Here is a 23,140-nt window from a genome sequence, read left to right as displayed (position 1 = left end):
GGCGCCCACAGGCGCCCTTGTCGCATGCGCGCCGCGCGACAAAGCCTCGCAGGGCCAGCGCCGCCGCGCCTTTCAGGTTTGTGAAACGCGCAGCATCCATTACACTTTTCCGATGTATTGAGGCCGGTTCTCACTGCTGTGCCGGGAACGGGCGCATGTCCGCCATTCGATCGCAAGTACGGAATTCCAAGCTTATGACCCAGCGTTCGCGCCAAGTGATGCAAGCCCGCCGTCTCAAAGCCCTGCAATGGGCGGTAGCGCTGGCCCTGGGCACGAGCGTCTGCGGGTCTGCGTACGCCATGCGCGTGGGCCATTCGCGCGTGGTGTCGGTGCCGGGCGCGCCGCTGCAGGCCGTGGTCGGGCTGCAGGAACTGACGCCCGACGAGATCGCATCGCTGCGCGTCTCGGTGGCCGACGAGGCCGCCTGGCAGCGCGCCGGCCTGAAGCCGCCGGTGCCCCTGGCCGACCTGGTGGTGGGCGTCGAGAACGGCATGGACCCCTCGCGCAAGAACCTGCGGGTCCGTTCGAGCCAGGCGCCGGCCAGCGGCGCGGTCGACCTGCTGCTGGACATCAGTTCCAGCGCCGGCCAGCGCCAGGTCCAGGTCAGCATCCTGGTGCCGCTGCGCGGCTCGGGCGCCGACGCCACGCCGGCCTCCGTCGGCGGCAAGGCGCGCGCGGGCGCCGGCGCCGGCGGCGCCACGCTCAACGTCAAGCCGGGCGACACGCTCTACGCCATCGCGCAGCGCAACGCGGTGCCCGGCGCCTCCATCTACCAGATGCTGGTGGCCCTGTGGCGCGCCAATCCGCAGGCCTTCATCCAGAGCAACATGAATCTGCTCAAGGCCGGGCAGAAACTCTCCATTCCCGACGCCGACGCCGTGCGCGCGATCGATCCGGCCGAGGCGCGCCGGATCTTCAACGAGCATGCCGAAGCCTTCGCCAAGTACCGCTCGCGCCTGGGCGCGGCGGCGGGCGCCAATCCCACCGTGGTCAAGGGGCAGAGCGCGGCGTCCGGCACCGTCAGCCGTTCCGGCGATACGGGCGCCGCGTCCGCCGCGTCCGCCCAGGACCGCCTGCGCCTGTCCAACGGACAGGACGGCGGCCAGGCGCAAGCCGACGCCCAGGGCGATGCCAAGGCGTCCGCCGGACACGCGATGGCCGATGCGCAGGCGCGGGTGAATACGTTGCAGGGCAACGTGGACGCGTTGAACAAGGCGGTGGGAGAGCCGGGCGCGGCAGGACAGGCCGGTGCGACGGGCGCTGGCGGGGCAGCAGGATCGGCGGGGGCTGCCGGCGCCGCGGGATCGGCAGGCTCGGCGGGTGCCGCTGGCTCTGCGGGTGCTTCGGGCTCGACGGGGGCCGCCGGGGTTGCCGGATCTGGAGGCGCGGCAGGCGCGGCCGGTACTGCGGGATCCGCCGCCGCGGCGGGTGGTTCTGGCGCCGCCGGATCGACGGGCGCGACCGGTGCGGCAGGCGCCGCCGGATCGACCGGATCAACGGGCGCCGCCGGGTCGGCAGGAGCGACGGGCGCGGCAGGCGCGGCGGGTTCGAGTTCCGCTGCGGGAGCGGCGGGCGTCGCTGGCGCGGCGGCTTCCGTCGGCGCCGCTTCGGGTGCGGCCCAGGCCGCCGCTTCCGGCGCCTCGGCCCCGGAAGGCAAGAACACCGCGGACCAGAAGCCGTCCGATCTGCTGGCCGGCGCGCCGTCCTGGCTGACCGACAATCTGCTGGTGATCGTCACCGCCGTGCTGGCGTTGCTCGTCTTCATCATCGCCTGGGTGCTGCGCCGCGCCGGCGCGCGCCGTGGCGATGACGACGAGGAAACCTACGCCTACGCCGAGCCGGCGCTGGACACGGCCGCGCTGAACCGCAAGCTCGAGACCATCAGCCTCGATCTGGACGAGCCGCCTTCGGATGAACCGCGCCGCCCTGGCGCCACCAAGGCCTGATCGATGTCCAGAGTCGCATTGGGGCTGGCCTACGACGGCTCGGCCTGGCAAGGCTGGCAGACGCAGCCGCACGGGCAGACCGTGCAGGACACGCTGGAGGCCGCGCTGGCCAGCTTCTGCGGCGTGCAGGGCACGGTGCCCACCATCTGCGCGGGCCGCACCGACACCGGCGTGCACGGCGCCATGCAGGTCGTGCACCTGGACACGACGCTGGACCGGCGCATGGAGTCCTGGGTGCGCGGCGTGAACGCCTTCCTGCCGCCGTCGATCTCCGTGCAATGGGCCAGGCAGGTTCCGGACGATTTCCACGCCCGTTTCTCGGCCCGTTCGCGCACCTACGTCTATCTGCTGTGGCGCGGCCGCGTGCGTCCCGCGTTGTGGGCCGGGCGCGCCGGCTGGTGCTTCCAGCCGCTGGACGTGGCCGCCATGCGCGCGGCGGCCGGCGCCTTGCTGGGCGAGCACGATTTCTCCAGCTTCCGCTCGTCGCAGTGCCAGGCCAAGCATCCGGTGCGCCACCTGCATCGCCTGGACATCGAGGAACGCGGCCCGTTTCTTGTTTTTACGCTTCGGGCCAACGCTTTCCTGCATCATATGGTGCGCAACATCATGGGCGCGCTGCTGCAGGTCGGGCAGGGCAGGGAACAGGCGGAATGGATGGCGCGGCTGCTGTCCTGGCGCGACCGCAAGCGCGGCGCGCCGACCTTCGCGCCGGACGGCCTGTACCTGTCGGCCATCGAGTACCCCGAGGCCTTCGGCCTGGACGAGCTCGACGGCGGCGCGCTGCTGTTGTCGCCCTTCACGCAAACCTGGGACTAGCGCCGGCTGCGGCCCGCCGTTCCCTTTCGTTCGAGAGGTTCCTGCCATGCGCCGCCGCGACTTCCTCAAGCAAACCGCCCTGGGCGCCACGGCCGGCGCTGCCGCCCTGGCCGTGCCGGCGCATGCGCAGGAAGCGACCGTGGTGACGTGGCGGCTGGCATCCAGCTTTCCCAACGAATCCCCCACGCTGTACGCCGGCGCGGAGGACGTGGCGCGCTATGTGAGCGAGGTCACCGACGGCCGCTTCAGCATCGTCATTGCCGCCGACGAGGATGCCGTGCCGGCCGGGCAGGTGCTGCAGGCCGTCAGGGACGGCGTGGTCGAATGCGGCCACACGGCCTCGACCCGCTATTTCGATATCGACCCGGCGCTCAGCTTCGACGCCGGCGTGCCGTTCGGCCTGAACACGCGCCAGATGCACGCCTGGATGACGCAGGGCGAGGGCCTTGCGCTCACGCGCGTGCTGTTCGGCAAGCACAACATCCTGAACTTTCCCTGCGGCTACACCGGCGCGCAGATGGGCGGCTGGTTTCGCGGCGAGATCAAGACCGTCGACGATCTGCGCGGCCTGAAGATCAAGGCCAACGGCTTCGCCCGCCAGGTGCTCGCGCGCATGGGCGCGGCGCCCGTGGACATGCCGGTGGCCGATACCTACGCCGCGCTGGAACAGGGCGAGGTCGACGCGGTGGCCTGGATCGGTCCCTATGACGACGAGAGCCTGTCGCTCTACAAGGTCGCGCGGAACTACTACTTTCCCGGCTGGTGGTCGGGCACGTGGCAACTGTCGCTGTACGTGAACCAGGCCGCGCACGACGCCTTGCCCAAGTCCTACCAGACCGCGCTGGCGCTGGCCTGCCGCATGGCCAGCGCCAACATGATCGCCAAGTACGACGCCGGCAACCCCGACGCGCTGCGCCGCCTGGTGGGCAAGGGCGCGCAGCTGAAGGCGTTTCCCCGGCCCGTGCTGCAGGCCTGCCGCGAGGCGTCGCAGAAGGTGTTCCAGGAACTGGGCGCCAAGGATCCGATGTTCAAGAAGCTCTACGACAGCATGACGGCGTTCAGGGACAAGGAGATTCCCTGGTTCCGCGTCGCCGAGGGCGGTTTCGACGGCCTGATGGCCGCGCCGGCCCAGCCGGAAGCCTGAGCGTTTCCGTCCTGCCTGCGGCTCCGGCGATATACTGTTTGCCGATATGCCCCTTGCGCAAGGCGCTCGCATTGCCCGCATATGGAAGCCTTTGCCGCCGCGGCGCGTTCCGGCCCGACGGCGCACGCGGACCAGGGGGCTGTAGTTTTTCGCCGCGCCGCGCGCGGCGCCAGCCTGGAACCCCATGCGTACACGCATCAAGATTTGCGGCTTGACCCGCGAGCAGGACATCGACGCGGCCGTCTCGGCGGGCGTGGATGCCATTGGCTTTGTCTTCTATCCCAAGAGCAAGCGTTGCCTGACGCCCGCGCGCGCGGCCCAGCTGCGCCGCCGCGTGCCCGCCTTCGTCGACGTGGTGGCGCTGTTCGTCAATCCCGCCGATGACGAGGTGCGCGCCGTGCTGGATCAGGTCGGCCCCGAGCTGCTGCAGTTCCACGGCGACGAAACGCCGCAGCAATGCGCGCACCACGGCCAGCGCTTCCTGCGCGCGTTCCGCGTCGGCGCGCCCGGGCTGGACACGGCCGCCGGACTGGCCGCGCAATGCCGTGCCTACGGCGAAGCCGCGGGCTGGTTGTTCGACAGCTACAGCACCGGCTATGGCGGCAGCGGCCTGGCCTTCGATCACGCATTGCTCGACGAAGTGCGCGCCGATCCCTTGTCGCGTCCGCTCATCCTGTCGGGCGGCCTGAAGCCGGAAAATGTGGGCCAGGCGGTGCGCTTGCTGCGGCCGTGGGCCGTCGATGTAAGCAGCGGCGTCGAGGTCGAGCAAGGAATAAAAAGTTCTGATAGAATCTCTGTCTTCGTTGCAGCAACGCAAGAAGCTGACGCGAATTGAAGAGAGTGAATTGAAGTAAGTGTTGCAGGCCGGCGCGGCCGCGAAATTCAAGAGCTTGAGTCCTGGATTCAAGGCTTTTCGAACAAAGCAAATAAAGCCGCGCGGCGCAATGAAACAAGCAAAAAATCTGAAAAGACGATTTGCACGGTTCAAAAAAGCACTATATAATTCTTCTTCTTTGCAGGCGGTTAGCTCAGCTGGTTAGAGCGCCACGTTGACATCGTGGAGGTCGTTGGTTCGATTCCAATACCGCCTACCAAATTCCTGCAAAGTGCTGTGAAGCACGGCAAAGAAAAAGCCGCCCAGTCCATGACTCGGCGGCTTTTTTGTTTTCCGCCTGGGGCACTGGGATGGGCAATGCAGATGGCGTTCGGGCAAATGCGGCGCAAGGCAAAGATATAACCAGCGCGCGCCGATACAACCCCAGGCCAATACGGCCGGTAACCGGCGCTAGAGCCTTGTTTCAAGGAACGGCAATACACTGTGCCCACCTTGAACTCTGCGTGTATGACATGAAAATTCTCTGTGGCCTGATCGTGATGGCTTCCTTGCTTGCGGGCTGTGCCGTGTACACCCCGGACGGCGCGGTGATCGTCGACCCGCATCGTGGCGGTGGTGGCGGGTTCTGTCCGCCGGGGCAGGCAAAGAAGGGAAATTGTTGATTGGGAACGGCGGATTGCCGTTGAATAGGGCGCTCCAGGCACGGGGCGCCTTTTTCTTTTGCGTGGATCCGGCCAGGCTTGGGCAGTCCTTGAAGCCGGGGCAGCTGAAATCGGCATCGTCTTCTGTTTCGTGCGGGCTGGGGATCATCGCGTCAGGCTGGAACCAACATGAGGACGGCGTCACCCACTGGCTGTTCTCAGTTCCAGAGGAGCGGCGTCATGGTTGGCAAGGTCTATGAGCAGCCTGGTATCAACCGTATTCCGCCCCGCGAACGGGAGGACGGAAATAGCAAACCATCGCCTTCAACCACGCTTTCGGTCACGCCGCTTGACGATCCAAAACCTGTCGTAGTCCCGCGCTTCAAGCCCAAGCCTGATGTCGGGGCGTTCAAGCCATCGCCGGCGCCCGTGCCGATCAATTTGGCGATCAGGCAGCCGGCGGAGTCGATCGCCAAACCAACGCCCAAAACAGCGCTGAAACCGGCGCTCAAGCCGGAGTTCAAACCGGCGTCCAGACCGACAGAAAAACCGACGGAAAAACCGACGGCAAAACCAAAGGCCAAGCCGGAGATCCTCAACGCTGCGCTCGCCAATCAAACCGGCAAAGGCGTTTTTGCCGATGGCGAGAATCTGCCAAGGTTGCCGGTGCAACAGGCCATCTTTCGTTTCGCGCTGGAGCAGAGCAGGCGCATTGATGACTCTGCCGGCTATATGAAGATGAGCGAGGCCCTGGGGCTGGTGAGCAAGGCTACCCGGAAAATCGTTCAGCCATCCGTCGCGCTTTACCATGCGATCGACAACGATGATTTATCGCGCCTGCTTCGTTTGCAGAAGAAGGGCCTTATCCAGTACTCAGGATCAACGGTCCTGCGAGCGGATGTGACCTTGCCGGCGGTCGGCCTGAGGAAGCTGCCCGATTGGGTCAGGCATATCGATCTGGCGCATGCGTCCTATCGTCCCACCGCGCAGAATCAACAATCGCGCTATTTCTGGGAGATGCTTTCCGACTTCAAGAAGAGATCGGTTTCCCTGGAGACGCTGGTATTGCCGCATTGCGTCGCCTACCTTGACGCGGCACAGGAGTTCCTGGATCGGGGACGCCTGTTCGAGCAAGTCGAAGGGCAGGGGTTCGAGACGCTGAGGAAGCTGGTGGTGCCCGGCGAGCGCGTCCCCGGCGGCTTGCCAAGTTCCCTGCTGAGATGCTGCCCCGCGCTGGACACGCTGGTCATCGAGCATTTTGACGACGACAGCGACCTGACTGCCGTTGGGGAACTGGGCAACCTCAAGAGGCTGGAACTGAAGTTCAGGGGCACCTACGCGGCGCCCATTGATCTGCTCATGGGGAAGCTGGGCGTCATGGCTGGCGTCGAGGAATTCGATGGCAGCACCATCCCTAGAGAGTATCTGCTGGCCTCGTTGGAACGACATTTTCCCCAGCTTCGATCCTTCACTTGCGGGGAGGATTTCATGACCCCGCAGACGGTTCCCGACGGTGTGCGTCTTGATAACAACAAGCACCTGTCGGCGGTGACCTGGCTCGATGCGGAGGTTCCGAAGGCGACGCTCGACATGCTTGAGACGCTGCCCAGGCTCGACACCTTGCGCACGCCGAATTTTCCAATCCTTCCTCCCCAGGTCGGACAGATGCAGCAATGGGCGGATCATAAGATCTTTGGCAAGATCAAGGCGCTGGAGCTGGCCTGGTCCAGGATGAACGACGCGACGATGGCGGCATTGAGAGCGCAGCTGCCAGAGTGCGAGTTCCTGGGCCTGCCTGGCGATCTGTCGAGGTATGCGCAACCCGTGCATGCCAATACTGTCACCTGATGCGCCCCGGTGACGCAGCGGCAGGATACAGCCGTGCCCGCTCGGCGGAACGCCCGCGATCGCGGGCGTTACTCAACTTCTGACTACTCACGGGTCTGGAGGTTCAAGATGTCTATCGTGCGGAACTATCGCAATGCCAAGCTGCTGCTGAACGCGGCGCGAAAATCGCGGGCGCCGCTGGGCAAGCTCGGCAACGTCAACTTCAGCGCGGCGGGCCAGGGCGACAGAACGCCGCCGCGTGCGCCGTCAAGCTGGCGCGAGCGCTGCAGCGTGGCGATCCGTTCGCTGTCTTTCGCTCTCAAGGCCGTGGTTGTCCCGCAGCCGCGGCTGTTCACTGTCGTCAACAACGTTGCCTACGGCTATCCGCTGGAGGAAGATCCGCTCGGCTTGATCGTGAAAGCGCGGTGGAACGACCGGGTCGCCGAGTTGTACAGCGCCCTGACGGAACAGCCGGCGGCCAATCATCCCTTGGACATCGCGCCGACGCCGCGCCAGCGCCTGGCGCTTGAGCGCTTGCAGGCGCTGGCGGATACATGGACGGGACAGGGGCGGTCGCTGCTGGCGCTGCGTCCCGCGACGCTCGATCATCTGGCCGGGCTGCGCCCCGATGACCGGCTGGATATGGAGAGCACCATCAATGCGCTGGACTTCGCCGACGAGATGTCGCCCGAGCTGAGGGCGGTGGTGCTACCGTTTGTTCAGGCCCCGGCGCTCAATACCGGGCAGCAAGTGTCCCTGGCCGTCGCGGCAATGGATGCATAGACCGGGCCTCCTGACCTGGCGCCGTCTATCTTGATTCGGCCCTCGCGGGGCCGCTCGCATCGGATGGCTCGGGCCTTGTCAAATGCCTGTCCGGCAGGCGACTATCTGCGCCCGTCCAACTGCTGATTCCGAAGAGCATCATGTCCCGCCTGCGCCTCTTTCCATGTTCCACATACGCACTCGCATTCGCCGTCCTCCTGCTGGCGAGCGCCGCGCATGGTGCAAGCGGCGATCCCGCGCCACGGGCCGTGGACGTGGGCGCGGGCGGCGCTTCCCGCTCGATCCTGCTCGCGGGCGAGACCGCCGGAGATCATGCGCGTCCGCTGATCCTGGCCCTGCACGGCGGCGGATCCAACGCGCGCGCCTTCGCCGCCGAAACCGGCCTGGCCGCGGCGGCGGCCGAGCGGGGCTTCGTGGTGGCTTTCCTGGAAGGCTCCGGCACGACGCCTGGAGCTCGGACGTTCAATTCAGGCGCTTGTTGCGGCCATGCCCAGGCCAACCAGATAGATGACGTGGATTACGCGCGCCGCGTCGTCGCCACGCTCGCGGCGCAAGGGCTGGCGGATCCGGCCCGGGTCTACGCGGTCGGATTCTCGAATGGCGGCATGATGGCTTACCGGCTGGCGGCGCAGGCTCCCGAGCTGGTGGCGGGCGTTGCCGTGGTGTCTGGCACGCTGGACATCGATCCCGCGCTGGCGCGCGTCGCCAAGCCCGTCCTGCACATCCACGGGACCGTCGATCCTTATGTTCCCTATGCCGGCGGCGTAGGCGCCAAGGCGACGACGGCCAAGCCGCGCCTGGCCGTCGAGGCCGCGCTGGAGACCTGGGCACGGCTGGGTTGCGGGGGCGCGTCGCGTCCTGTCGCGCGCCGCACGGAAAGCCTGCCCGATGCGGCGGGCGACGGCACGCGCGTCGAGCGTCGCGAATACGGCTGCGCGGGCGCGCCGCCGGCCGTGCTGTATGTCATCGACGGCGGCGGCCATGCCTGGCCCTCGGGGCGCGGGCCGGCCAATCCCGAAAGCGGCACGCGTTCGCGCAACCTGGATGCCACGGCGGCGGCCGTTTCTTTTTTCAGCGCGCTGGCCGCGCCGGCATCGGGCGACTCCCGCTGAGGCGTGTCCGGCGCTCGGTGGTAAATGGGGCCGCAGACTCGGCATCCGCACCGGCTTCCGCATCCGCATTGCGGTTGCGCGCGCCCGGCCGCTTAGCTTCGCGTAAGGTTTCGCTGCTACCGTGATTCCAGCGCCGTTGTCTCGCGTGAGGCGGCGCCCATTGTCATCACCCGTTTGCAAGAGTGTTGCAATGCCGAGCCGTATTGTCGAACGCAACCACCACGGGAGATGCGCCATGATCGATGGACTCTGGCTGCTTCAATGGAGCATAGAAGGCACGGAACGCAGCGGCGTCATCGTGGTGAACGAGGGCCGGGCGCTGGGCGGCAACGCCGGCTTCATCTGTACGGGCATGCTGAGCGCGACCGGCGAGAACGTCATCGGCCAGCTGCACATCCGGCAGGTCAACCAGGCGCTGCCGCCGATCCTGCCCGGGCTGACCGATTACCGGCTGAGGATCGTCGGCATGCTGCATGGCGACCACATCGACATCGCGGGCGACATTCCGGACCGTCCGGAATTGACCGTGCGGATCCGCGCGACCCGGCATGCCGTGTAGCGACTGGCCGAGTCGATATCGGTCACTTGCATTCCATCGAATAGCCGCAACGCAGCTGGTCCGGAATGTTCCTGCCTTCGGCGCCGTCGATCAGGCCGGCGGGCACGTCCCAGGCGGTGAGTTCGCTGGGCGGGCCGTTGCCTTGGGCGCGGGCATGGATCCACAGCTTGTCGCCTTTCCATGAGAAGGCCATGGCGCTGACGGCATGGCTGTCGGACACGCGCAGGTTGAGCGCGATCTTTCCGCTTTTCATGTCGATCACCGTCACCGCCGATTCGCCGCCGCTGATCGCCAGCAGGCGGCCGTGCGCGCTGCGCGCCACGCTGGACGTGTAGTTCGCGGCGGGCGTGGCCAGATCGAAGCGAGGCAGGCCGGTGGCCGGATCGATGACGCGGAATACCTGGGCGCCTTCGGCATCGGTCGCGGGCGCCAGCGCCCAGCCGCCGGCATGGCTGCCGAAGAAGAGCTTGCCGGTCGAGGTCTTGATGCTGCGGCTGACGCGGGCCGTGTCCGGGTCGATGCCGTAGCCGTCGCGATCGGCGGCCCAGAACAGGCCGTCGCCGAAATGGATGGCCGCGCTGTGGCTCCAGGGCAGGGCGTGTTCCACCGCGTCGCTGGCCGCGCGGCGCGGCTCCGCGTTCCAGGTGTGCTGGCTCCAGCGGCCTTGCGGCGTCAGGGCGTATAGCTGGTCGTCTTGGCGCAGGGCGACGCCGCCGCCGGCGCGGATGGTCCAGTTGTTGATGCGCCAGGCTTGCATGCCCGGGGCGGGCGCGTAGGCTACCGGCTTGCCGCCGGGTCGCCAGGCCTGCAGGCGGGGCGCGCCGTGCTCGTCCGTGGCCAGGCTCCAGACCTGGCCGTCCGGATCGATCTTCAGGCCGCGCGCGCCGTTCAATCCGCTGACGGCCTGTCGCTGTACGCCATCGCCTTGCGACACATAGCGGTGCGTCGCGGCTCCCGAGGCCAGCAGGCTGCCGTCCGGCAGGGCGAGCAGACGCCAGTCGACGTTGTCGTAGCGGCGCAGCTCGGCCTCGTCGGCGGGCAGGGCGATGCCGGGCAGGCTGGTCGGCGTCAAGGCGGAAGCCTGGAGGGTCGACGGGGCCGGCTGGGGCCGGCCGCGCGCGTAGGCGTCGAAATAGGCTTGCATGACGTGGCCGGCGCTGGCCGGAGCCAGGGCCTGCATGCGCGAGGCCAGTGCGTCCAGATAGCGTTCCAGCGCCGGATCCAGGCGTTCGGCGGCGTGGGTGTTGCGCTCGATGTGCGGATCCGGGAAGCAGGTCACGCCGACCATGCAGCTCATCAGCTTGAACTGCCGCGTGACGGTGGCGGCGGTGCCGCCGTACCAGACCAGGGTCAGCGGCGGCGTGTCCACCAGCGACGAGAGGTCCATGACCGTGCCGTAGTCGATCTGCCGCGCGCGCGATTTACCTTGCGTGCGCTGGAACGACCAGCGCGCGATGGGCTGTGCCACGAACGGGACGGACTTGAGCGTGTCGTCGGCGTAGTCCTGTTGCGATGCAATCGCGTCGCGGAAGGCGGTGTTCTCCTCGCGCGTGATCGCGCCGGTCTTGAGCGCCTGGTCCAGCACGGACGCCGCCTGCGCGCCGGCCTGGGCGGCCAGGGCCTGGCGCAGCGCCGGGAGATGGCGGGCGCCGACCTGCACCCAGTAGAACTCCATGCCCGACAGGGGCGCGGTGTCGTCGCGCGGCTGGAATCCGCGCAGCCCGGCCGTGGCGGCGAAGCCCTGTTCGATATCGCGCTTGACCGTGGCGTAGGGTTGCGGGATCAGGTAGTAGCGGCCGTGGACGTAGGCGGCGCCGGGTTCGGGCTGCATCAATATCCGGGCATCGTTGGCGCCAGCGGCGGCTGCGGCTGCCGCCAGCATCAACGCCACGCCGGCCGCGCGGGCGGCCCAGGCGCTGAAAGCGCGGGCCTTTGGGCCGCGCGGGCGCATCCATGAGGACTGCACTGTGGAGCTCCGAAGAAGAAGGGGGGCCGACAGGGGAAAGCGTCTTGCGGCGCGATCCGGGCGGCGCGCGCATTGTCGCATGTCGGTCTTAGTCGAACGCCGCCGCTCTTGCTTCGTCGGCCCGGAACGCGAATGCTGCCTGGATATCGCTTTCCACCACCCGGCCCCGCGACAGCGGCGGCAGCCGGTCGGGCGCGAAGAAGCCGGCGTCCATCGTTTCCAGGCCGGGCGTCGGCGTGCGCTCATCGCCGTCGCGCGCGCACAGGAAGAACAGCTTGTAGAAATCCCGCACGTCGGGCTCGTATTCGCGCTTGGCCTTGTGGCGCACGCTGTACAGGCGCGTGGCGGAAACGGCGATGCCCGCTTCTTCGCGGATTTCCTTGATCACGTTCTCGGCTGGCGACAGGCCGACGTCGGCATAGCCGCCTGGCAGCGTCCAGCAGCCGTCGCTTTTCTCGCGTACCAGCAGGATCCGGCCATGCTCGATGAGCGCGCCGCGTACGTCCACCTTCGGCGTGGCGTAGCCCTGGGCGAAATCGGAGACCAGCTCCAGGATGCGGGCCGGCGGCACGCCGCCCAGCTCGGCGAGCATGCGATGGGCGATGTCGGCGATCTCCTGGTAGCGTTCACGGTCGTATTCGTCGCGGCAGAAGTGCAGGCCCGTGGAGGCGATTGCCTGCAAGCGCTTGGCCTGGGTCAGCCATGTGTTGTCCATTTGCGGAACTCCTGGAATCGGATCGGGACAGGCTTCAGTTATAGCGCGTCGCCGGAAGGCTTTGATTGTGGGAGGCGAGGAAGCGCATTTTCCGGAAAACAGGAAAACCCCGTTTCAAAATCACGGCCTTGACGATTCTTGGCATTACCGGCCCCGCATTGCTCCTATACTGGCGCAGCTTCAGGCCGCCATTCCGGTGTTATTCGAATCGCGCGGCCGCACGACAGGCCTTGCGATTCCGCTGACGGCCCGACCCCTTATCCCCGGTTTGACTTCGAGACCATGCGCCCCCCTTCCTTGAATGAAGGCGTTAATCCCTTGGCGCCGCCTGCCGATGCCGCCGGTATATTGCTTGCGGTAAACCGATTATTGGCCGATGCCCCCGAGCAGGGGTTTTTCCATTATCTGGCCGAGCAGGCCCGCGCCGCGTTCGGGGCGGATATCGCGTGGGTGCTGCTGACGCGCGATGGCGAGTCCGAGCTGATCGTCGCGGAGCCCTCTGGCGCGCCCTTGCGCCAGGCTGCCCAGGCCATGCACGTGGCCTTGGCGGCGGGCGGGGATGCCGTCCGGGTGGATGAAGGCGGTGGCACGCTGCCGGACGCGGGCTGGTTCGTCCGCGAAGGCGTGCGGGCCTGCGCGGCCAGGGCCTTGCGCGATCCGGACGGCGCGTTGCGCGGGCATGTGGCATTGGTCTTCCGGCGGGCGGTGCCCGCTGCCGCCGCGTATGGCGATGCCCTGGGCATCCTGGCGTCCTATGCGCGGCGCAGCGTGCTCGGCTATCGCGAACTGCGCCGCCGCGCCGACGATTGGCGCGGACTGGTGACGCAGTACGAGGCGCTGTTCCACAGCGCGCCGGTGCTGATCAACGCCTTCGACCAGGACGGCCGCTGCACCTTGTGGAACGAGGAGTGCGAACGCCGCTTCGGCTGGTCGATCGCCGAGATCAACCGCCAGGACGATCCGCTGGCGCTGTTCTATCCCGATCCCTCGGACCGGGCGCGGGTGCGCGAAAGCGTGGACAGCGCGCCGTGCCGGACGTTTCGCGAGTGGTACCCGCTGACGCGCGCGGGCGAGCGGCTGACCGTGATGTGGTCGAACGTCAGCCTGCCCGACGGCCGCATCATCAACATCGGGCTGGATGCCACCGAAAGCCGGCGGGCGCAGGCCGCGATCGCCAGGATGGCGACGGTGGACAGCCTGACCGGCTGCTGGAACCGGGCCGAGATCCTGCGGCGCATGAGCCTGAAGCTGAACGCCGCGCGGCTGGATCCGGGCGCGGCCTTCACCGCGCTGATGCTGGACCTGGACTTCTTCAAGCAGGTCAACGATCGCTACGGGCACCTGGCCGGCGACGCCGCGCTGCGGCACTTCTGCGACCAGCTGCGCGCCTGCGTGCGCGGCGGCGACGCCATCGGACGCCTGGGCGGCGAGGAGTTCCTGGTGCTGCTGGACGGCGATGATCCCGGCACCGCGCTGGCGGTCTGTGACCGGCTGCGCGAGGCTCTGCGCAACCACGCGCTGGAATTCGGCGACGATCCCCTGATGCTGTCGGCCAGCGGTGGCATCGCGCGTTTCGTGCCGGGCGACACAGGCACCTCGGACGTGATCCGGCGCGCCGACCTGGCGCTGTACCGGGCCAAGCGCGAGGGCCGTGATCGCGCGGTGGTGTACGACGGCTGAACGCGGCGCAACGGGCCGGCCGGGCCGCGCCATCGGCCGCATCGCTTTTGCGATATCCTGCTGTCCATCATGATGAGAGCGATCTGGCTGGTTCTGGGCTGCGTGATGGTGGCGCTGGGCGTCATCGGCGCATTCCTGCCGGTGATGCCGACCACGATTTTCCTGATCCTGGCGGTGGGCTGCTTTTCCCGCTCGTCTCCCAGGCTGGAAAAATGGCTGCTGGACAGCCCCACCTATGGTCCTTCGCTGCGCGCCTGGCGCGAGCAGGGCGCGGTGTCGCGCAAGGGCAAGACCTACGCCACGCTGGGCATGGCGGTCGGCTACGCGCTGTTCTGGTGGGGGGCGCATCCGTCCTGGCCGCTGGCCCTGGGCGTGGGCCTGTTTTTCATCGCCAGCGCGGCCTACGTGCTGTCGCGCCCCAGTCCGCGCGCGCAGGCGCCGTCCGGCGGACCGGACGACGCCTGAACCCTCAATGCGAATGCCGGGGATCGCCGCGCGTTTCCACCACCTTCAGGTACAGCGTCGCCGGCTCCAGGCAGCCGCCGGTGGATAACTGGCCGACCATCTTCCGATAGATCTCCTGCCACGGCGTCTGCGCGGGCGGCGGCTGCATGGCCGGCTCGGCGCGGCGCTTCTGCAACTCGGTCTCGTCCACCAGGGCCGTGACCGAGCGCTGGTTCAGGTCGACGCGGATGCGGTCGCCGGTGCGCAGCAGCGCCAGCCCGCCGCCCACGGCCGCCTCGGGCGACATGTTCAGGATCGAGGGGCTGGCCGAGGTGCCGCTCTGGCGGCCGTCGCCTAGGCAGGGCAGCGAGTCGATGCCGCGCTTGATCAGGTGCGAGGGCGGGGCCATGTTGACCACCTCGGCGCTGCCGGGATAGCCCACGGTGCCGGCGCCCCGGATCACCAGGATGCAATGCTCGTCGATGTTCAGCGCTGGATCCTCGATGCGCGCGTGATAGTCCTCGGGGCCGTCGAACACGATGGCGCGCGCCTCGAAGGCGTTCTCGTCGCCGGGCTCGGACAGGTAGGCGCGGCGGAAGGCCTCGCCCACCACCGACATCTTGATGACCGCGCTGTCGAAGAAGTTGCCCGACAGCACGATGAAGCCGGCGCGGTGCTTGAGCGGCTGCGCGCAGCTGCGGATGACGTCGGGATCGCGGGTCTTGGCGGCGGCGGCGATCTCGCCGATGGTCTGGCCGGACACGGTCAGGCAGCCGTCGTGCAGCCGGCCTGCGGCCTGCAATTCATGCAGCACGGCGGGCACGCCGCCGGCGCGGTGAAAGCCCTCGCCCAGGTGCTCGCCGGCGGGCACGCAGTTGGCCAGCAGCGGCACGTCCTCGCCCAGCCGTTGCCAGTCGTCCAGGCTCAGGTCGATGCCGGCATGGCGTGCCATGGCGATCAGGTGCGGCGGACAGTTGCTGGACGCGCCCAGCGCCGAGGCTACCACGATGGCGTTCTCGAAGGCTGCGCGGGTCAGGATGCGCGACGGTCGCAGGTCCTCGCGCACCATGTCGCAGATGCGCTTGCCGGTGGCGTAGGCCATCTGGCCGCGCTCGCGGTAGGGCGCGGGGATGCTGGCGCAGGTCGGCAGCGACATGCCCAGCGCCTCGGCCAGCGAGTTCATCGACAGCGCCGTGCCCATGGTGTTGCAGTGGCCGACGGACGGCGAGGACGCCGTCGCCAGCGTCATGAAGCCTTCGTAGTCGAGCTTGCCCGCCGCCATCAGGTTGCGCGCGTGCCAGATCACCGTGCCCGAGCCCACGCGCTGGCCGTCGTGCCAGCCGTCCAGCATGGGGCCGCCGGACAGCACGATCGCGGGAATGTCCACGGTGGCCGCGGCCATCAGGCAGGCGGGCGTGGTCTTGTCGCAGCCGGTGGTCAGCACCACGCCGTCCAGCGGATAGCCGTGCAGGATCTCCACCAGGCCCAGGTAGGCCAGGTTGCGGTCCAGCGCGGCGGTGGGGCGGCGGCCCTGTTCGGCCAGCGGATGGACCGGGAACTCCATCGGGATTCCGCCCGCGTCGCGGATGCCGGCCTTGATGCGCTCGGCCAGCGCCAGATGGTGGCGGTTGCAGGGCGCGAGGTCGCTGCCGGTCTGGGCGATGCCGATGATGGGCCGGCCCGATTGCAGCTCCTCGCGGGTCAGGCCGTAGTTGAGGTAGCGCTCGACGTAGATCGCCGTCATGTCGGCGTGGGAGGGATCGTCGAACCATTTCTGGCTGCGCAGTCTGCGGGGTGTCTGGGACATGGGAATCTCGTGTGCTTCGTTGTTTGCTTCGGGGGAGCCGCGCCCCGGGGACGATGCACCGGGGCGCGGGCTCAGTTGCGGGCCTTCTGTATTTCCTCGTTCAATTGCTTGATCAGCTCGGGGCCGAGTTCCTGCGTGTACTTGTCGACCACCGGCTGCACCTTCTGGCGCATGCGCGCCACTTCATCGGCCGACACGGTGTTGATCTTCATGCCGTGCTGCTCCAGCGTGCCCATGGCCTTGAGCGAGTCGGCGCGGCTGTCCTGGCGCTCGAAGTCGCGCGAGGTCGCGGCGGCCTGGCGGATCAGCTGCTGTTCGTCGGCCGACAGCTTGTCCCACCATTTCTTCGAGGCCAGCACCACCCAGGGCGTGTAGACGTGGCGCGTGATGGTCAGGTAAGGCTGCACTTCATAGAACTTGCTGCTCTGGATTGTGGTGATGGGGTTTTCCTGGCCGTCCACCGTGCGCGTCTCCAGCGCCGTGAACAGCTCGGAGAAGGGCATGGGCACGGCGTTGGCGCCCAGCGTGTTGAACACGCCCAGCGCGATCTGGTTCTGCATGACGCGCAGCTTGATGCCTTGCAGGTCCTCGGCGCGGGCGATGGGGCGCTTGGAGTTGGTCATGTTGCGAAAGCCGTTCTCCCAATAGACCAGGCCCACCAGCCCCTTGGCCTCCAGCTTCTTGAGCAGGTCCTGGCCCAGCGGGCCGTCCAGCACCGCATCGGCTTCCTTTTCGCTGTTGAACAGGAACGGCAGGTCGAACACGCCGAACTCCTTGACCATGCCGGCCAGCGGCGCGGTCGAGCCCACCATCATTTCCTGGGCGCCGCCGGCCAGCGCGCCCTGCATCTGTTCGTCCGAGCCCAGGTTGGCCGAGCCGAAGGTCTTCATCTTCAGCTTGCCGCCGCTGATCTTCTCCAGTTCCTGCGCCAGGTGGCGCGCGGCGCGGCCCTGCACGCTTTCCTCGTTCAGGCCGTAGCCGAAGCGGATCAGGCGCGGCTTGACGTCGGCCGCCGAGGCGGCGCCGGCCACGGCGCAGGACAGGGCGGCGGCCAGGACCAGGATGCGGGCCTTGAGCGAGGTCTTGAGCGGGGTATTTTGCAGCTTGAGCATGTCTTTCCTCCTTGGTTCTTCTTTGTGGGCGCGCCCTAGTGCATCCAGCGCGCGGGGACGGTGATCAGTTCGGGGAAGATCACCAGCAGGACCAGCAGCAGCGTGTAGGCGACCACATAGCGCCACACGCCCCTGCAGATGGTTTCCATGTTGATGCGGGCCACGCCGCAGACGACGTTCAGCACCGTGCCCACCGGCGGCGTGAGCAGGCCCACGCAGCCCACCATGACGAACATCACGCCGAAATAGACCGGGTCGATGCCGGCCTTGGTGATGACCGGCATCAGCACCGGCGCCAGGATCAGGATGGTGGGCGTCAGGTCCATCACCGTGCCGACCAGCGTCAGCAGCACCAGCAGCGCGAACATCAGCAGCCTGGGCTGGTCCAGCACCGGATCGAGCAGCGCGATCAGGTCCTGCGGCATGTCGGCCAGCGTGATCATGTAGGACGACACCATGGCCGCCGCCACCAGGAACATGACCACGGCGGTGGTGCGGGCGGCGTTGACGAACAGCGGCATCAGGTCGCGCGCCTTGATCTCGCGGTAGACGAACAGGCTGACCAGCAGCGCGTACACCGCCGCCACCACGGCGGCCTCGGTCGGCGTGAAGATGCCGCCGCGCAGTCCGCCGATGATGATGACGGGCAGCATCAGCGCCCAGCCCGCCTCGCGCAGCGCCCGCAGCCGCGCGCCCCAGGGCTGGCGCGGCGAGGGCTTGATGGCGCCGTGCTTGCGCGCCACCCAGGTCCACACCGCCACCAGCGTCAGGCCCATCATCAGGCCCGGAGCGATGCCGGCGAAAAAGAGCTTGGTGATCGACACATTGGTGGCGACGCCGAAGATGATGAAGGAGATCGACGGCGGGATGATGGGTGCGATGATGCCGCCGGCGGCGATCAGGCCGGAGGCCTGGCCGGCGTCGTAGCCCTTTTCGCGCAGCATGGGGATCAGCAGCGAGCCGAGCGCGGCGGCGTCTGCCACCGCCGAGCCGGACAGCGCCGCCAGCAGCACGCTGGCGAAGATGGCCACATAGCCCAGGCCGCCCTGGATGTGGCCGACGAACATGCTGGCCAGGTTGACGATGCGGCGCGAGATGCCGCCGGCGTTCATCAGCTCGCCGGCCAGCATGAACAGCGGCACGGCCATCAGCGTGAAGCTGTTGGCGCCGGACAGCATGTTCTGCGACAGGATCTGGGTATCGAAGAAATCCAGCTGGAACATCATGGCGATCGCGCTGAGCAGCAGCGCGAAGGCGATGGGCATGCCCAGGGCGATCAGCCCCAGCAGCACGATCAGGAAGACGGTCAGGATCATCTTTCGGGTCCGGGCGGTGTGGGGAGGGGATCAGTCCAGCGGATTCTCGGCGCTGGATTCGGCGGGCAGGGGGCCTCCCGCCAGGACGCGGACCAGGTCCACCAGGGTCAGCAGGCCCATGGCCGCCGCCGCATACAGCGCGGCGGCGTTGAACACCGCCAGCGGCAGGCCGGTGACCGGCAGCCGCGTGTCCAGGCCGATCAGGGTCTGGGTCCAGCTGCCCTCGGCCATCAGCCACAGCACCCACAGCGTCAGCAGCTGGCACAGCACGTGCGTCACGCGCCGCGCGGCCGGGCCGAAGCGCTCGACCAGCATGGTCACGCCGATGTGCTGGTGCTCGCGCAGCGCCAGCACCGAGCCCAGGAAGATCATCCAGACGAAGGCCAGCCGCGACAGCTCGTCGGACACGTTGATGCCGGAATTGAACAGGTAGCGTAGCGCGACGTTGCCGAACAGCAGCACGACCATGACCGCCAGACAGGCGACCATCAGCCAGGTCTGCAGGCGGGCACAGCAGTCGGCGGCGCGGGCCAGCGCGGATGCGCCGGGCCGCCCGGGCGGGGAAGCTCGCATGGGGGGTGTCTCCTTGTTTTTTCCGTCCGGAATCTGGTCAGGGCGGGTATTTGTGTTTTGGATGTTAGCGCTAACATTTTCCGTTTGGCAAGCCCCGCGCTTTCGTTCAGACTACGCGCTTCCGTCCGCCGTCCCGGTATGTCCAGGCCCAGGCCCATGTCGATCCGCAAACCCCGAAGCACCCGCGCCGGCCGCGTCACCATGCAGGAAGTGGCGCGGCGCGCGGGCGTAAGCGCCATCACCGTGTCGCGCGCGCTGCGCACGCCGGACAAGGTGGCCGAGCCCGTGCGCCTGCGCATCGCGCAGGTCTGCCAGGAGCTGGGCTACGTGCCCAACCACGCGGCCAGCGCGCTGGCCTCGGCCCGCTCGCAGACCGTGGTGGTGCTGATCCCGTCGCTGAGCAACGTGGTGTTCGTGGACATCCTCAGCGGCATCAAGGAGGCGCTGGACGCCCAGGGCTATCTCATGCTGATCGGCGTCACCGGCTATTCGCCCGAGGCCGAGGAAAACCTGCTGCGCACCTATCTGCAGCATGCGCCCGACGGCCTGATCCTGACCGGCATCGACCACACGCCCGGCGTCTGGAGCCTGCTGCGCGCGCAGCAGATTCCCACCGTCCACACCATCGAGACGCTGGACGACGGCGCGGACATGAGCGTGGGCTTCTCGCAGTTCGAATCCGGCTACGCGGCTGGCCGGCACCTGCTGGATTGCGGCTACCGGCGCATCGCCATCGTGGGCGCGCAGCTCGATCCGCGCTCGCTGCGCCGCTGCGAGGGCTGCCGCCAGTCGCTGCGCGACGCCGGCGCCTATGATCCGACGCTGGAGATCATGACGCCGGAGAAATCCTCGATCGGCCTGGGGGCGGAGTTGATGGGCCGGCTGCACCGCGAGCATCCGGATTGCGACGCCGTGTTCTTCGTCAACGACGACCTGGCCCAGGGCGCGGTGTTCCAGTGCGCGCGGCTGGGGCTGGCCGTGCCAGGCCGGATCGGGCTGGTGGGCTTTCACGATCTGGCCGGTTCGGCCTGGACCACGCCGCCGCTGTCCACCATCGCCACGCCGCGCTACGAGATCGGGCTGGCCGCGGCCGGCCTGCTGATGCGCCACCTGGCAGGAGAGGCCATAGAGCGGCGCCACGTGGACCTGGGTTTCGAGCTGGTGCGCCGGCAGACGACCTGAATCGTCCGCGCGGCGGCAAGGGACGGGCGCGGCGGTGGCCGCCGTCAGCGCCGCAGCGCCAGGAACATGCCCGCCGCCATGATCAGCAGCATGCCCGCCATGGCCAGGCTGTCGGGCGGACGCTGCAGCCAGAAGGTGCTGAAGATCACCGCCAGCAGCAGCTGGAAGTAGTTCAGCGGCGCCAGCGTGGCCGCCGGCACGCGCTGGAAGGCGGAGATCAGCAGGATCTGCGCCAGGCCGCTGCACAGGCCCAGGGCCACGATCAGCGCCAGGTCCGGCGTCGCCGGCCAGGGATCGGGCAGGAAGAAGGGCGCGGGCAGGGCGGTGGCGATCAGGCAGATCAGGGCGGTGTAGGCGTATTGCACCGGCCCCGGCACCGGGCCGGCGAGCTTGCGCGTCAGCACCTGGAACACCGCATAGCTCACCGCCGACACCGCCATCAGCAGCGTGCCCAGCCAGGGCAGGTCGGCGCCGGGCCGCACGATCAGCAGCATGCCGGCGAAGCCGACGGCGACGGCGGCCCATTGCGCCGCGCGCACCCGCTCGCCCAGCAGCCAGGGCGACAGCGCCACCATGATCAGCGGTGATGTGAAATAGATCGCGGTGGCTTCGGACAGCGGCATCCAGATCAGCGCCGTCATGAAGCAGGTGCCGACGGTGGCCAGCATCAGGCCGCGCAGCACCAGCAGCCCCTTGTACGGCGCGTCGCGCAGGCGCGGCCGTCCCGCGCGCCACAGCAGGAACAGCGCCAGCGTCGCCACGGCCGTGTAGCGGACCACGTTCAGGAAGGGCGCCGGGTAGTGTTCCAGCAACCGCTTGGCGCCGGCGTCGAAGGTGGCGAAGGCGACCAGCGCGGCGAAGAACAGCAGCACGCCGGCGCGCCGCGAGGCGGCCGTGCCGGCGGCGGGCGAGGGCAGGGCCTCGGAGCGGGCGGGGGGCGGCATCGCGGCGTTCAGCTCCGGCCCAGGCCTTGCAGGAAGGCATCCAGCGCCGGCCCGATGGCCTCGACCATATAGCCGCCTTCCTGCACCACCACGGTGGGCAGCCCCAGGGCGCCGATGCGCGCGCCGATCTCGCGGTATGCATCGATGTCCAGGCGCAGCACGCTGATGGGATCGTCCTTGTAGGTGTCGAAGCCCAGCGCCAGCACCAGGGCCTGGGGCGCGTGGCCGGCCAGCGCAGCCAGCGCCGTGTCCAGCGCGCGCAGGAAGGGATCGTTGCCGGACCCATGCGGCAGCGGCAGGTTCAGGTTGAAGCCTTCGCCCTCGCCATGGCCGCGTTCATGGGCATAGCCGCTGTAGAACGGGTAGTAGCCGGCAGGGTCGGCATGCAGCGACGCCGTCATGACGTCGGCGCGGCGGTAGAAGATCTGCTGCGTGCCGTCGCCATGGTGCGCGTCCACGTCCAGCACCGCCACGCGGGCGTGCGTGCGGCGCAGCCGGGCGGCGGCCGCCGCGCTGCTGTTCAGGTAGCAGAAGCCGCCGGCGCGGTCGCGGTGGGCGTGATGGCCGGACGGGCGGCACAGCGCATAGGCCGCGCCGCCGTGCGCCGCGACGTGGTCGGCCGCGGCGACCGCGCTGTGCGTGGAGCGCAGCGCCGAACGCCAGGTGTGCGGGCCGATGGGGCAGGACAGATCGCTCAGGTAATAGCCGGTCTGGGCGACGATGGACGGCGAGGGGCAGGGCGGCCGGCCATCTGCCTCGACGCGGCCGTTCAGGTAGGGCGACAGGTTGGGCAGCACTTCCGGGCCGGGATCCACGCCGGGCCCCTTCAAGGCCTGCCAGCGGGCGTAGGCGCTTTCCAGATAGTCCAGATAATCGGCGCCGTGCACCGCCAGCAGCGGTTCGCGGCCGAAATCGGGCGGGGCCTGCACCGCGATGCCTCGGGCCGCCAGCGCGGCCTGCAGGCTGCCGGCGCGCGACGGCAGGTCGGTGGGCGCGCTGATGCGGCCCAGCCGCATGAACTGGCGCGGCTCGTGCAGCAGTTGTTCGTCGGAGAAAAAGGCTTGCATGGGGTTCCCGTCAGTGCGATGCCTGTTTGATCTCGACCTCGACGAAGACGAACTCGGCTTCGCCCGGGTTGATCACATTGTGTTCCACGCCAATCGAGCGATAGTACGACACGCCGGCGGTCAGCTGGCTGGTGACCGGGCCGTCGGGCGTTTCCAGCAGCAGCGGGCCGGTGGTCTGCGGCACCACCACGTAATTCATGCCGTGGCGGTGCCAGCCGGTTTCGCCGCCCGGCGGGAAGCGCCATTCGGTGACGGTGACGAACTCGTTGTCGATCTGCACGGTGGGGATGGCCTGGGGGCGTTGCATGGATGCGTCTCCTGTGTGGTGTGGGGTGTCGTCATGCGGCCTGGGCGCGGGCCTGGGTCGGATCCCAGTGCTGGCCGGGCACGGCGGCGATCAATTGCCGGGTGTAGGCGTGCTGCGGGTGGTCGAAGATCTGCGACGGCGTGCCGTGTTCCACGACCTTGCCGCGATGCATGACCAGCACGGCGTCGCAGATCTGAGCGGCCACGCGCAGGTCGTGGGTGATGAAGACCAGGGCGATGCGCAGGCGCTGCTGCAGCTCGCGCAGCAGCTCCAGCACCTGGGCCTGCACCGACACGTCCAGCGCCGATACCGATTCGTCGGCCACCAGCACCTTGGGCTCCAGCGCCAGCGCGCGCGCGATGCC

General features: G+C 68.3%; 20 protein-coding genes, 1 tRNA gene and 1 pseudogene. 12 read left to right on the top strand and 10 right to left on the bottom strand.

Annotated elements, in window-relative coordinates; all coding sequences use genetic code 11:
- Positions 1-194: 194 nt before the first annotated feature.
- The 9 genes from AC6LJ9_RS25705 to AC6LJ9_RS25665 all read left to right on the top strand — a co-directional run bounded on the left by AC6LJ9_RS25705 (position 195) and on the right by AC6LJ9_RS25665 (position 9,663).
- On the top strand, positions 195-1,946 hold the full coding sequence (locus AC6LJ9_RS25705; RefSeq protein WP_498149723.1) for a type IV pilus assembly protein FimV: 1,752 nt from the start codon (positions 195-197) through the stop codon (positions 1,944-1,946).
- 3 nt (positions 1,947-1,949) lie between these two features.
- Positions 1,950-2,762, top strand: a complete 813-nt coding sequence (gene truA, locus AC6LJ9_RS25700; protein WP_498149722.1) for a tRNA pseudouridine(38-40) synthase TruA — start codon at positions 1,950-1,952, stop codon at positions 2,760-2,762.
- A gap of 46 nt (positions 2,763-2,808) precedes the next feature.
- Positions 2,809-3,906, top strand: coding sequence for a TRAP transporter substrate-binding protein (locus tag AC6LJ9_RS25695; protein ID WP_498149721.1), 1,098 nt, complete (start codon positions 2,809-2,811; stop codon positions 3,904-3,906).
- 184 nt (positions 3,907-4,090) lie between these two features.
- Positions 4,091-4,741, top strand: coding sequence for a phosphoribosylanthranilate isomerase (locus AC6LJ9_RS25690; protein WP_498149720.1), 651 nt, complete (start codon positions 4,091-4,093; stop codon positions 4,739-4,741).
- A 182-nt stretch (positions 4,742-4,923) separates the two neighbouring features.
- Positions 4,924-5,000 (top strand) — tRNA-Val (locus AC6LJ9_RS25685).
- A gap of 622 nt (positions 5,001-5,622) precedes the next feature.
- The gene (locus AC6LJ9_RS25680) at positions 5,623-7,230 is read left to right on the top strand and encodes a hypothetical protein (RefSeq protein WP_498149719.1); all 1,608 of its coding nucleotides are present in this window, start codon (positions 5,623-5,625) and stop codon (positions 7,228-7,230) included.
- A gap of 108 nt (positions 7,231-7,338) precedes the next feature.
- Positions 7,339-7,992 (top strand): hypothetical protein, encoded by a 654-nt coding sequence (locus AC6LJ9_RS25675; RefSeq protein WP_498149718.1) that lies wholly within the window; start codon positions 7,339-7,341, stop codon positions 7,990-7,992.
- A 140-nt stretch (positions 7,993-8,132) separates the two neighbouring features.
- Positions 8,133-9,104: a CE1 family esterase gene (locus AC6LJ9_RS25670; protein WP_498149717.1), complete on the top strand. Its 972-nt coding sequence runs from the start codon at positions 8,133-8,135 to the stop codon at positions 9,102-9,104.
- Positions 9,105-9,339: 235 nt separating this feature from the next.
- Entirely contained in the window at positions 9,340-9,663 is a 324-nt protein-coding gene (locus AC6LJ9_RS25665; protein WP_498149716.1) for a GrlR family regulatory protein, read from the top strand.
- Between the two features lie 22 nt (positions 9,664-9,685).
- Here the strand turns inward: AC6LJ9_RS25665 and AC6LJ9_RS25660 are convergent, their stop codons facing one another.
- Positions 9,686-11,494: a YncE family protein gene (locus AC6LJ9_RS25660; RefSeq protein ID WP_498149715.1), complete on the bottom strand. Its 1,809-nt coding sequence runs from the start codon at positions 11,492-11,494 to the stop codon at positions 9,686-9,688.
- A 223-nt stretch (positions 11,495-11,717) separates the two neighbouring features.
- Positions 11,718-12,344, bottom strand: a complete 627-nt coding sequence (locus AC6LJ9_RS25655) for an NUDIX hydrolase (protein WP_498149714.1) — start codon at positions 12,342-12,344, stop codon at positions 11,718-11,720.
- A 369-nt stretch (positions 12,345-12,713) separates the two neighbouring features.
- Here AC6LJ9_RS25655 and AC6LJ9_RS25650 point away from each other — a divergent pair, with 369 nt between their 5' ends.
- Positions 12,714-14,024: a GGDEF domain-containing protein gene (locus tag AC6LJ9_RS25650; protein ID WP_498149713.1), complete on the top strand. Its 1,311-nt coding sequence runs from the start codon at positions 12,714-12,716 to the stop codon at positions 14,022-14,024.
- Between the two features lie 69 nt (positions 14,025-14,093).
- Positions 14,094-14,489 carry a YbaN family protein gene (locus AC6LJ9_RS25645; protein WP_199770886.1) on the top strand — a complete coding sequence of 132 codons (396 nt, stop codon included), beginning with the start codon at positions 14,094-14,096 and terminating at the stop codon, positions 14,487-14,489.
- A 4-nt stretch (positions 14,490-14,493) separates the two neighbouring features.
- On the opposite strand, the gene AC6LJ9_RS25640 is transcribed toward AC6LJ9_RS25645, so the two are convergent.
- From AC6LJ9_RS25640 to AC6LJ9_RS25625, 4 genes are all read right to left on the bottom strand, one after another.
- A complete protein-coding gene (locus AC6LJ9_RS25640) occupies positions 14,494-16,275 on the bottom strand; it encodes an IlvD/Edd family dehydratase (RefSeq protein ID WP_498149712.1) in 1,782 nt (593 codons plus the stop codon).
- 71 nt (positions 16,276-16,346) lie between these two features.
- The gene (locus AC6LJ9_RS25635; protein WP_498149711.1) at positions 16,347-17,387 is read right to left on the bottom strand and encodes a TRAP transporter substrate-binding protein; all 1,041 of its coding nucleotides are present in this window, start codon (positions 17,385-17,387) and stop codon (positions 16,347-16,349) included.
- 35 nt (positions 17,388-17,422) lie between these two features.
- Positions 17,423-18,703: a TRAP transporter large permease gene (locus AC6LJ9_RS25630; protein WP_392409943.1), complete on the bottom strand. Its 1,281-nt coding sequence runs from the start codon at positions 18,701-18,703 to the stop codon at positions 17,423-17,425.
- Positions 18,704-18,733: 30 nt separating this feature from the next.
- Complete coding sequence (locus AC6LJ9_RS25625) at positions 18,734-19,276, bottom strand: TRAP transporter small permease (protein WP_498149710.1); 543 nt, start codon at positions 19,274-19,276, stop codon at positions 18,734-18,736.
- A 156-nt stretch (positions 19,277-19,432) separates the two neighbouring features.
- Here AC6LJ9_RS25625 and gntR point away from each other — a divergent pair, with 156 nt between their 5' ends.
- The gene (gntR, locus tag AC6LJ9_RS25620; RefSeq protein WP_498149709.1) at positions 19,433-20,458 is read left to right on the top strand and encodes an HTH-type transcriptional regulator GntR; all 1,026 of its coding nucleotides are present in this window, start codon (positions 19,433-19,435) and stop codon (positions 20,456-20,458) included.
- Positions 20,459-20,502: 44 nt separating this feature from the next.
- Here the strand turns inward: gntR and AC6LJ9_RS25615 are convergent, their stop codons facing one another.
- The 4 genes and pseudogenes from AC6LJ9_RS25615 to AC6LJ9_RS25600 form a co-directional block, all read right to left on the bottom strand.
- Positions 20,503-21,402 carry a DMT family transporter gene (locus AC6LJ9_RS25615; RefSeq protein WP_498149708.1) on the bottom strand — a complete coding sequence of 300 codons (900 nt, stop codon included), beginning with the start codon at positions 21,400-21,402 and terminating at the stop codon, positions 20,503-20,505.
- An 8-nt stretch (positions 21,403-21,410) separates the two neighbouring features.
- Positions 21,411-22,469: a histone deacetylase family protein gene (locus AC6LJ9_RS25610; RefSeq protein ID WP_498149707.1), complete on the bottom strand. Its 1,059-nt coding sequence runs from the start codon at positions 22,467-22,469 to the stop codon at positions 21,411-21,413.
- A gap of 10 nt (positions 22,470-22,479) precedes the next feature.
- Positions 22,480-22,776, bottom strand: coding sequence for a cupin domain-containing protein (locus tag AC6LJ9_RS25605; protein WP_212314951.1), 297 nt, complete (start codon positions 22,774-22,776; stop codon positions 22,480-22,482).
- A gap of 31 nt (positions 22,777-22,807) precedes the next feature.
- Positions 22,808-23,140: pseudogene (locus AC6LJ9_RS25600) on the bottom strand (ABC transporter ATP-binding protein); the annotation flags it as partial.

This window comes from Achromobacter sp. 1011811831 (assembly GCF_059760905.1).
The sequence above is the reverse complement of the archived record's forward strand: the minus strand, read 5'-3'. Positions and strand labels throughout refer to the sequence as shown.

Bases quoted from the DNA above. Each gene is read 5' to 3' on its own strand.
- AC6LJ9_RS25705 (WP_498149723.1), top strand. From the start codon at position 195: ATGACCCAGCGTTCGCGCCAAGTGATGCAAGCCCGCCGTCTCAAAGCC.
- truA (WP_498149722.1), top strand. From the start codon at position 1,950: ATGTCCAGAGTCGCATTGGGGCTGGCCTACGACGGCTCGGCCTGGCAA.
- AC6LJ9_RS25695 (WP_498149721.1), top strand. From the start codon at position 2,809: ATGCGCCGCCGCGACTTCCTCAAGCAAACCGCCCTGGGCGCCACGGCC.
- AC6LJ9_RS25690 (WP_498149720.1), top strand. From the start codon at position 4,091: ATGCGTACACGCATCAAGATTTGCGGCTTGACCCGCGAGCAGGACATC.
- AC6LJ9_RS25680 (WP_498149719.1), top strand. From the start codon at position 5,623: ATGGTTGGCAAGGTCTATGAGCAGCCTGGTATCAACCGTATTCCGCCC.
- AC6LJ9_RS25675 (WP_498149718.1), top strand. From the start codon at position 7,339: ATGTCTATCGTGCGGAACTATCGCAATGCCAAGCTGCTGCTGAACGCG.
- AC6LJ9_RS25670 (WP_498149717.1), top strand. From the start codon at position 8,133: ATGTCCCGCCTGCGCCTCTTTCCATGTTCCACATACGCACTCGCATTC.
- AC6LJ9_RS25665 (WP_498149716.1), top strand. From the start codon at position 9,340: ATGATCGATGGACTCTGGCTGCTTCAATGGAGCATAGAAGGCACGGAA.
- AC6LJ9_RS25660 (WP_498149715.1), bottom strand. From the start codon at position 11,494: ATGCAGCCCGAACCCGGCGCCGCCTACGTCCACGGCCGCTACTACCTG.
- AC6LJ9_RS25655 (WP_498149714.1), bottom strand. From the start codon at position 12,344: ATGGACAACACATGGCTGACCCAGGCCAAGCGCTTGCAGGCAATCGCC.
- AC6LJ9_RS25645 (WP_199770886.1), top strand. From the start codon at position 14,094: ATGATGAGAGCGATCTGGCTGGTTCTGGGCTGCGTGATGGTGGCGCTG.
- AC6LJ9_RS25640 (WP_498149712.1), bottom strand. From the start codon at position 16,275: ATGTCCCAGACACCCCGCAGACTGCGCAGCCAGAAATGGTTCGACGAT.
- AC6LJ9_RS25635 (WP_498149711.1), bottom strand. From the start codon at position 17,387: ATGCTCAAGCTGCAAAATACCCCGCTCAAGACCTCGCTCAAGGCCCGC.
- AC6LJ9_RS25630 (WP_392409943.1), bottom strand. From the start codon at position 18,703: ATGATCCTGACCGTCTTCCTGATCGTGCTGCTGGGGCTGATCGCCCTG.
- AC6LJ9_RS25625 (WP_498149710.1), bottom strand. From the start codon at position 19,276: ATGCGAGCTTCCCCGCCCGGGCGGCCCGGCGCATCCGCGCTGGCCCGC.
- gntR (WP_498149709.1), top strand. From the start codon at position 19,433: ATGTCGATCCGCAAACCCCGAAGCACCCGCGCCGGCCGCGTCACCATG.
- AC6LJ9_RS25615 (WP_498149708.1), bottom strand. From the start codon at position 21,402: ATGCCGCCCCCCGCCCGCTCCGAGGCCCTGCCCTCGCCCGCCGCCGGC.
- AC6LJ9_RS25610 (WP_498149707.1), bottom strand. From the start codon at position 22,469: ATGCAAGCCTTTTTCTCCGACGAACAACTGCTGCACGAGCCGCGCCAG.
- AC6LJ9_RS25605 (WP_212314951.1), bottom strand. From the start codon at position 22,776: ATGCAACGCCCCCAGGCCATCCCCACCGTGCAGATCGACAACGAGTTC.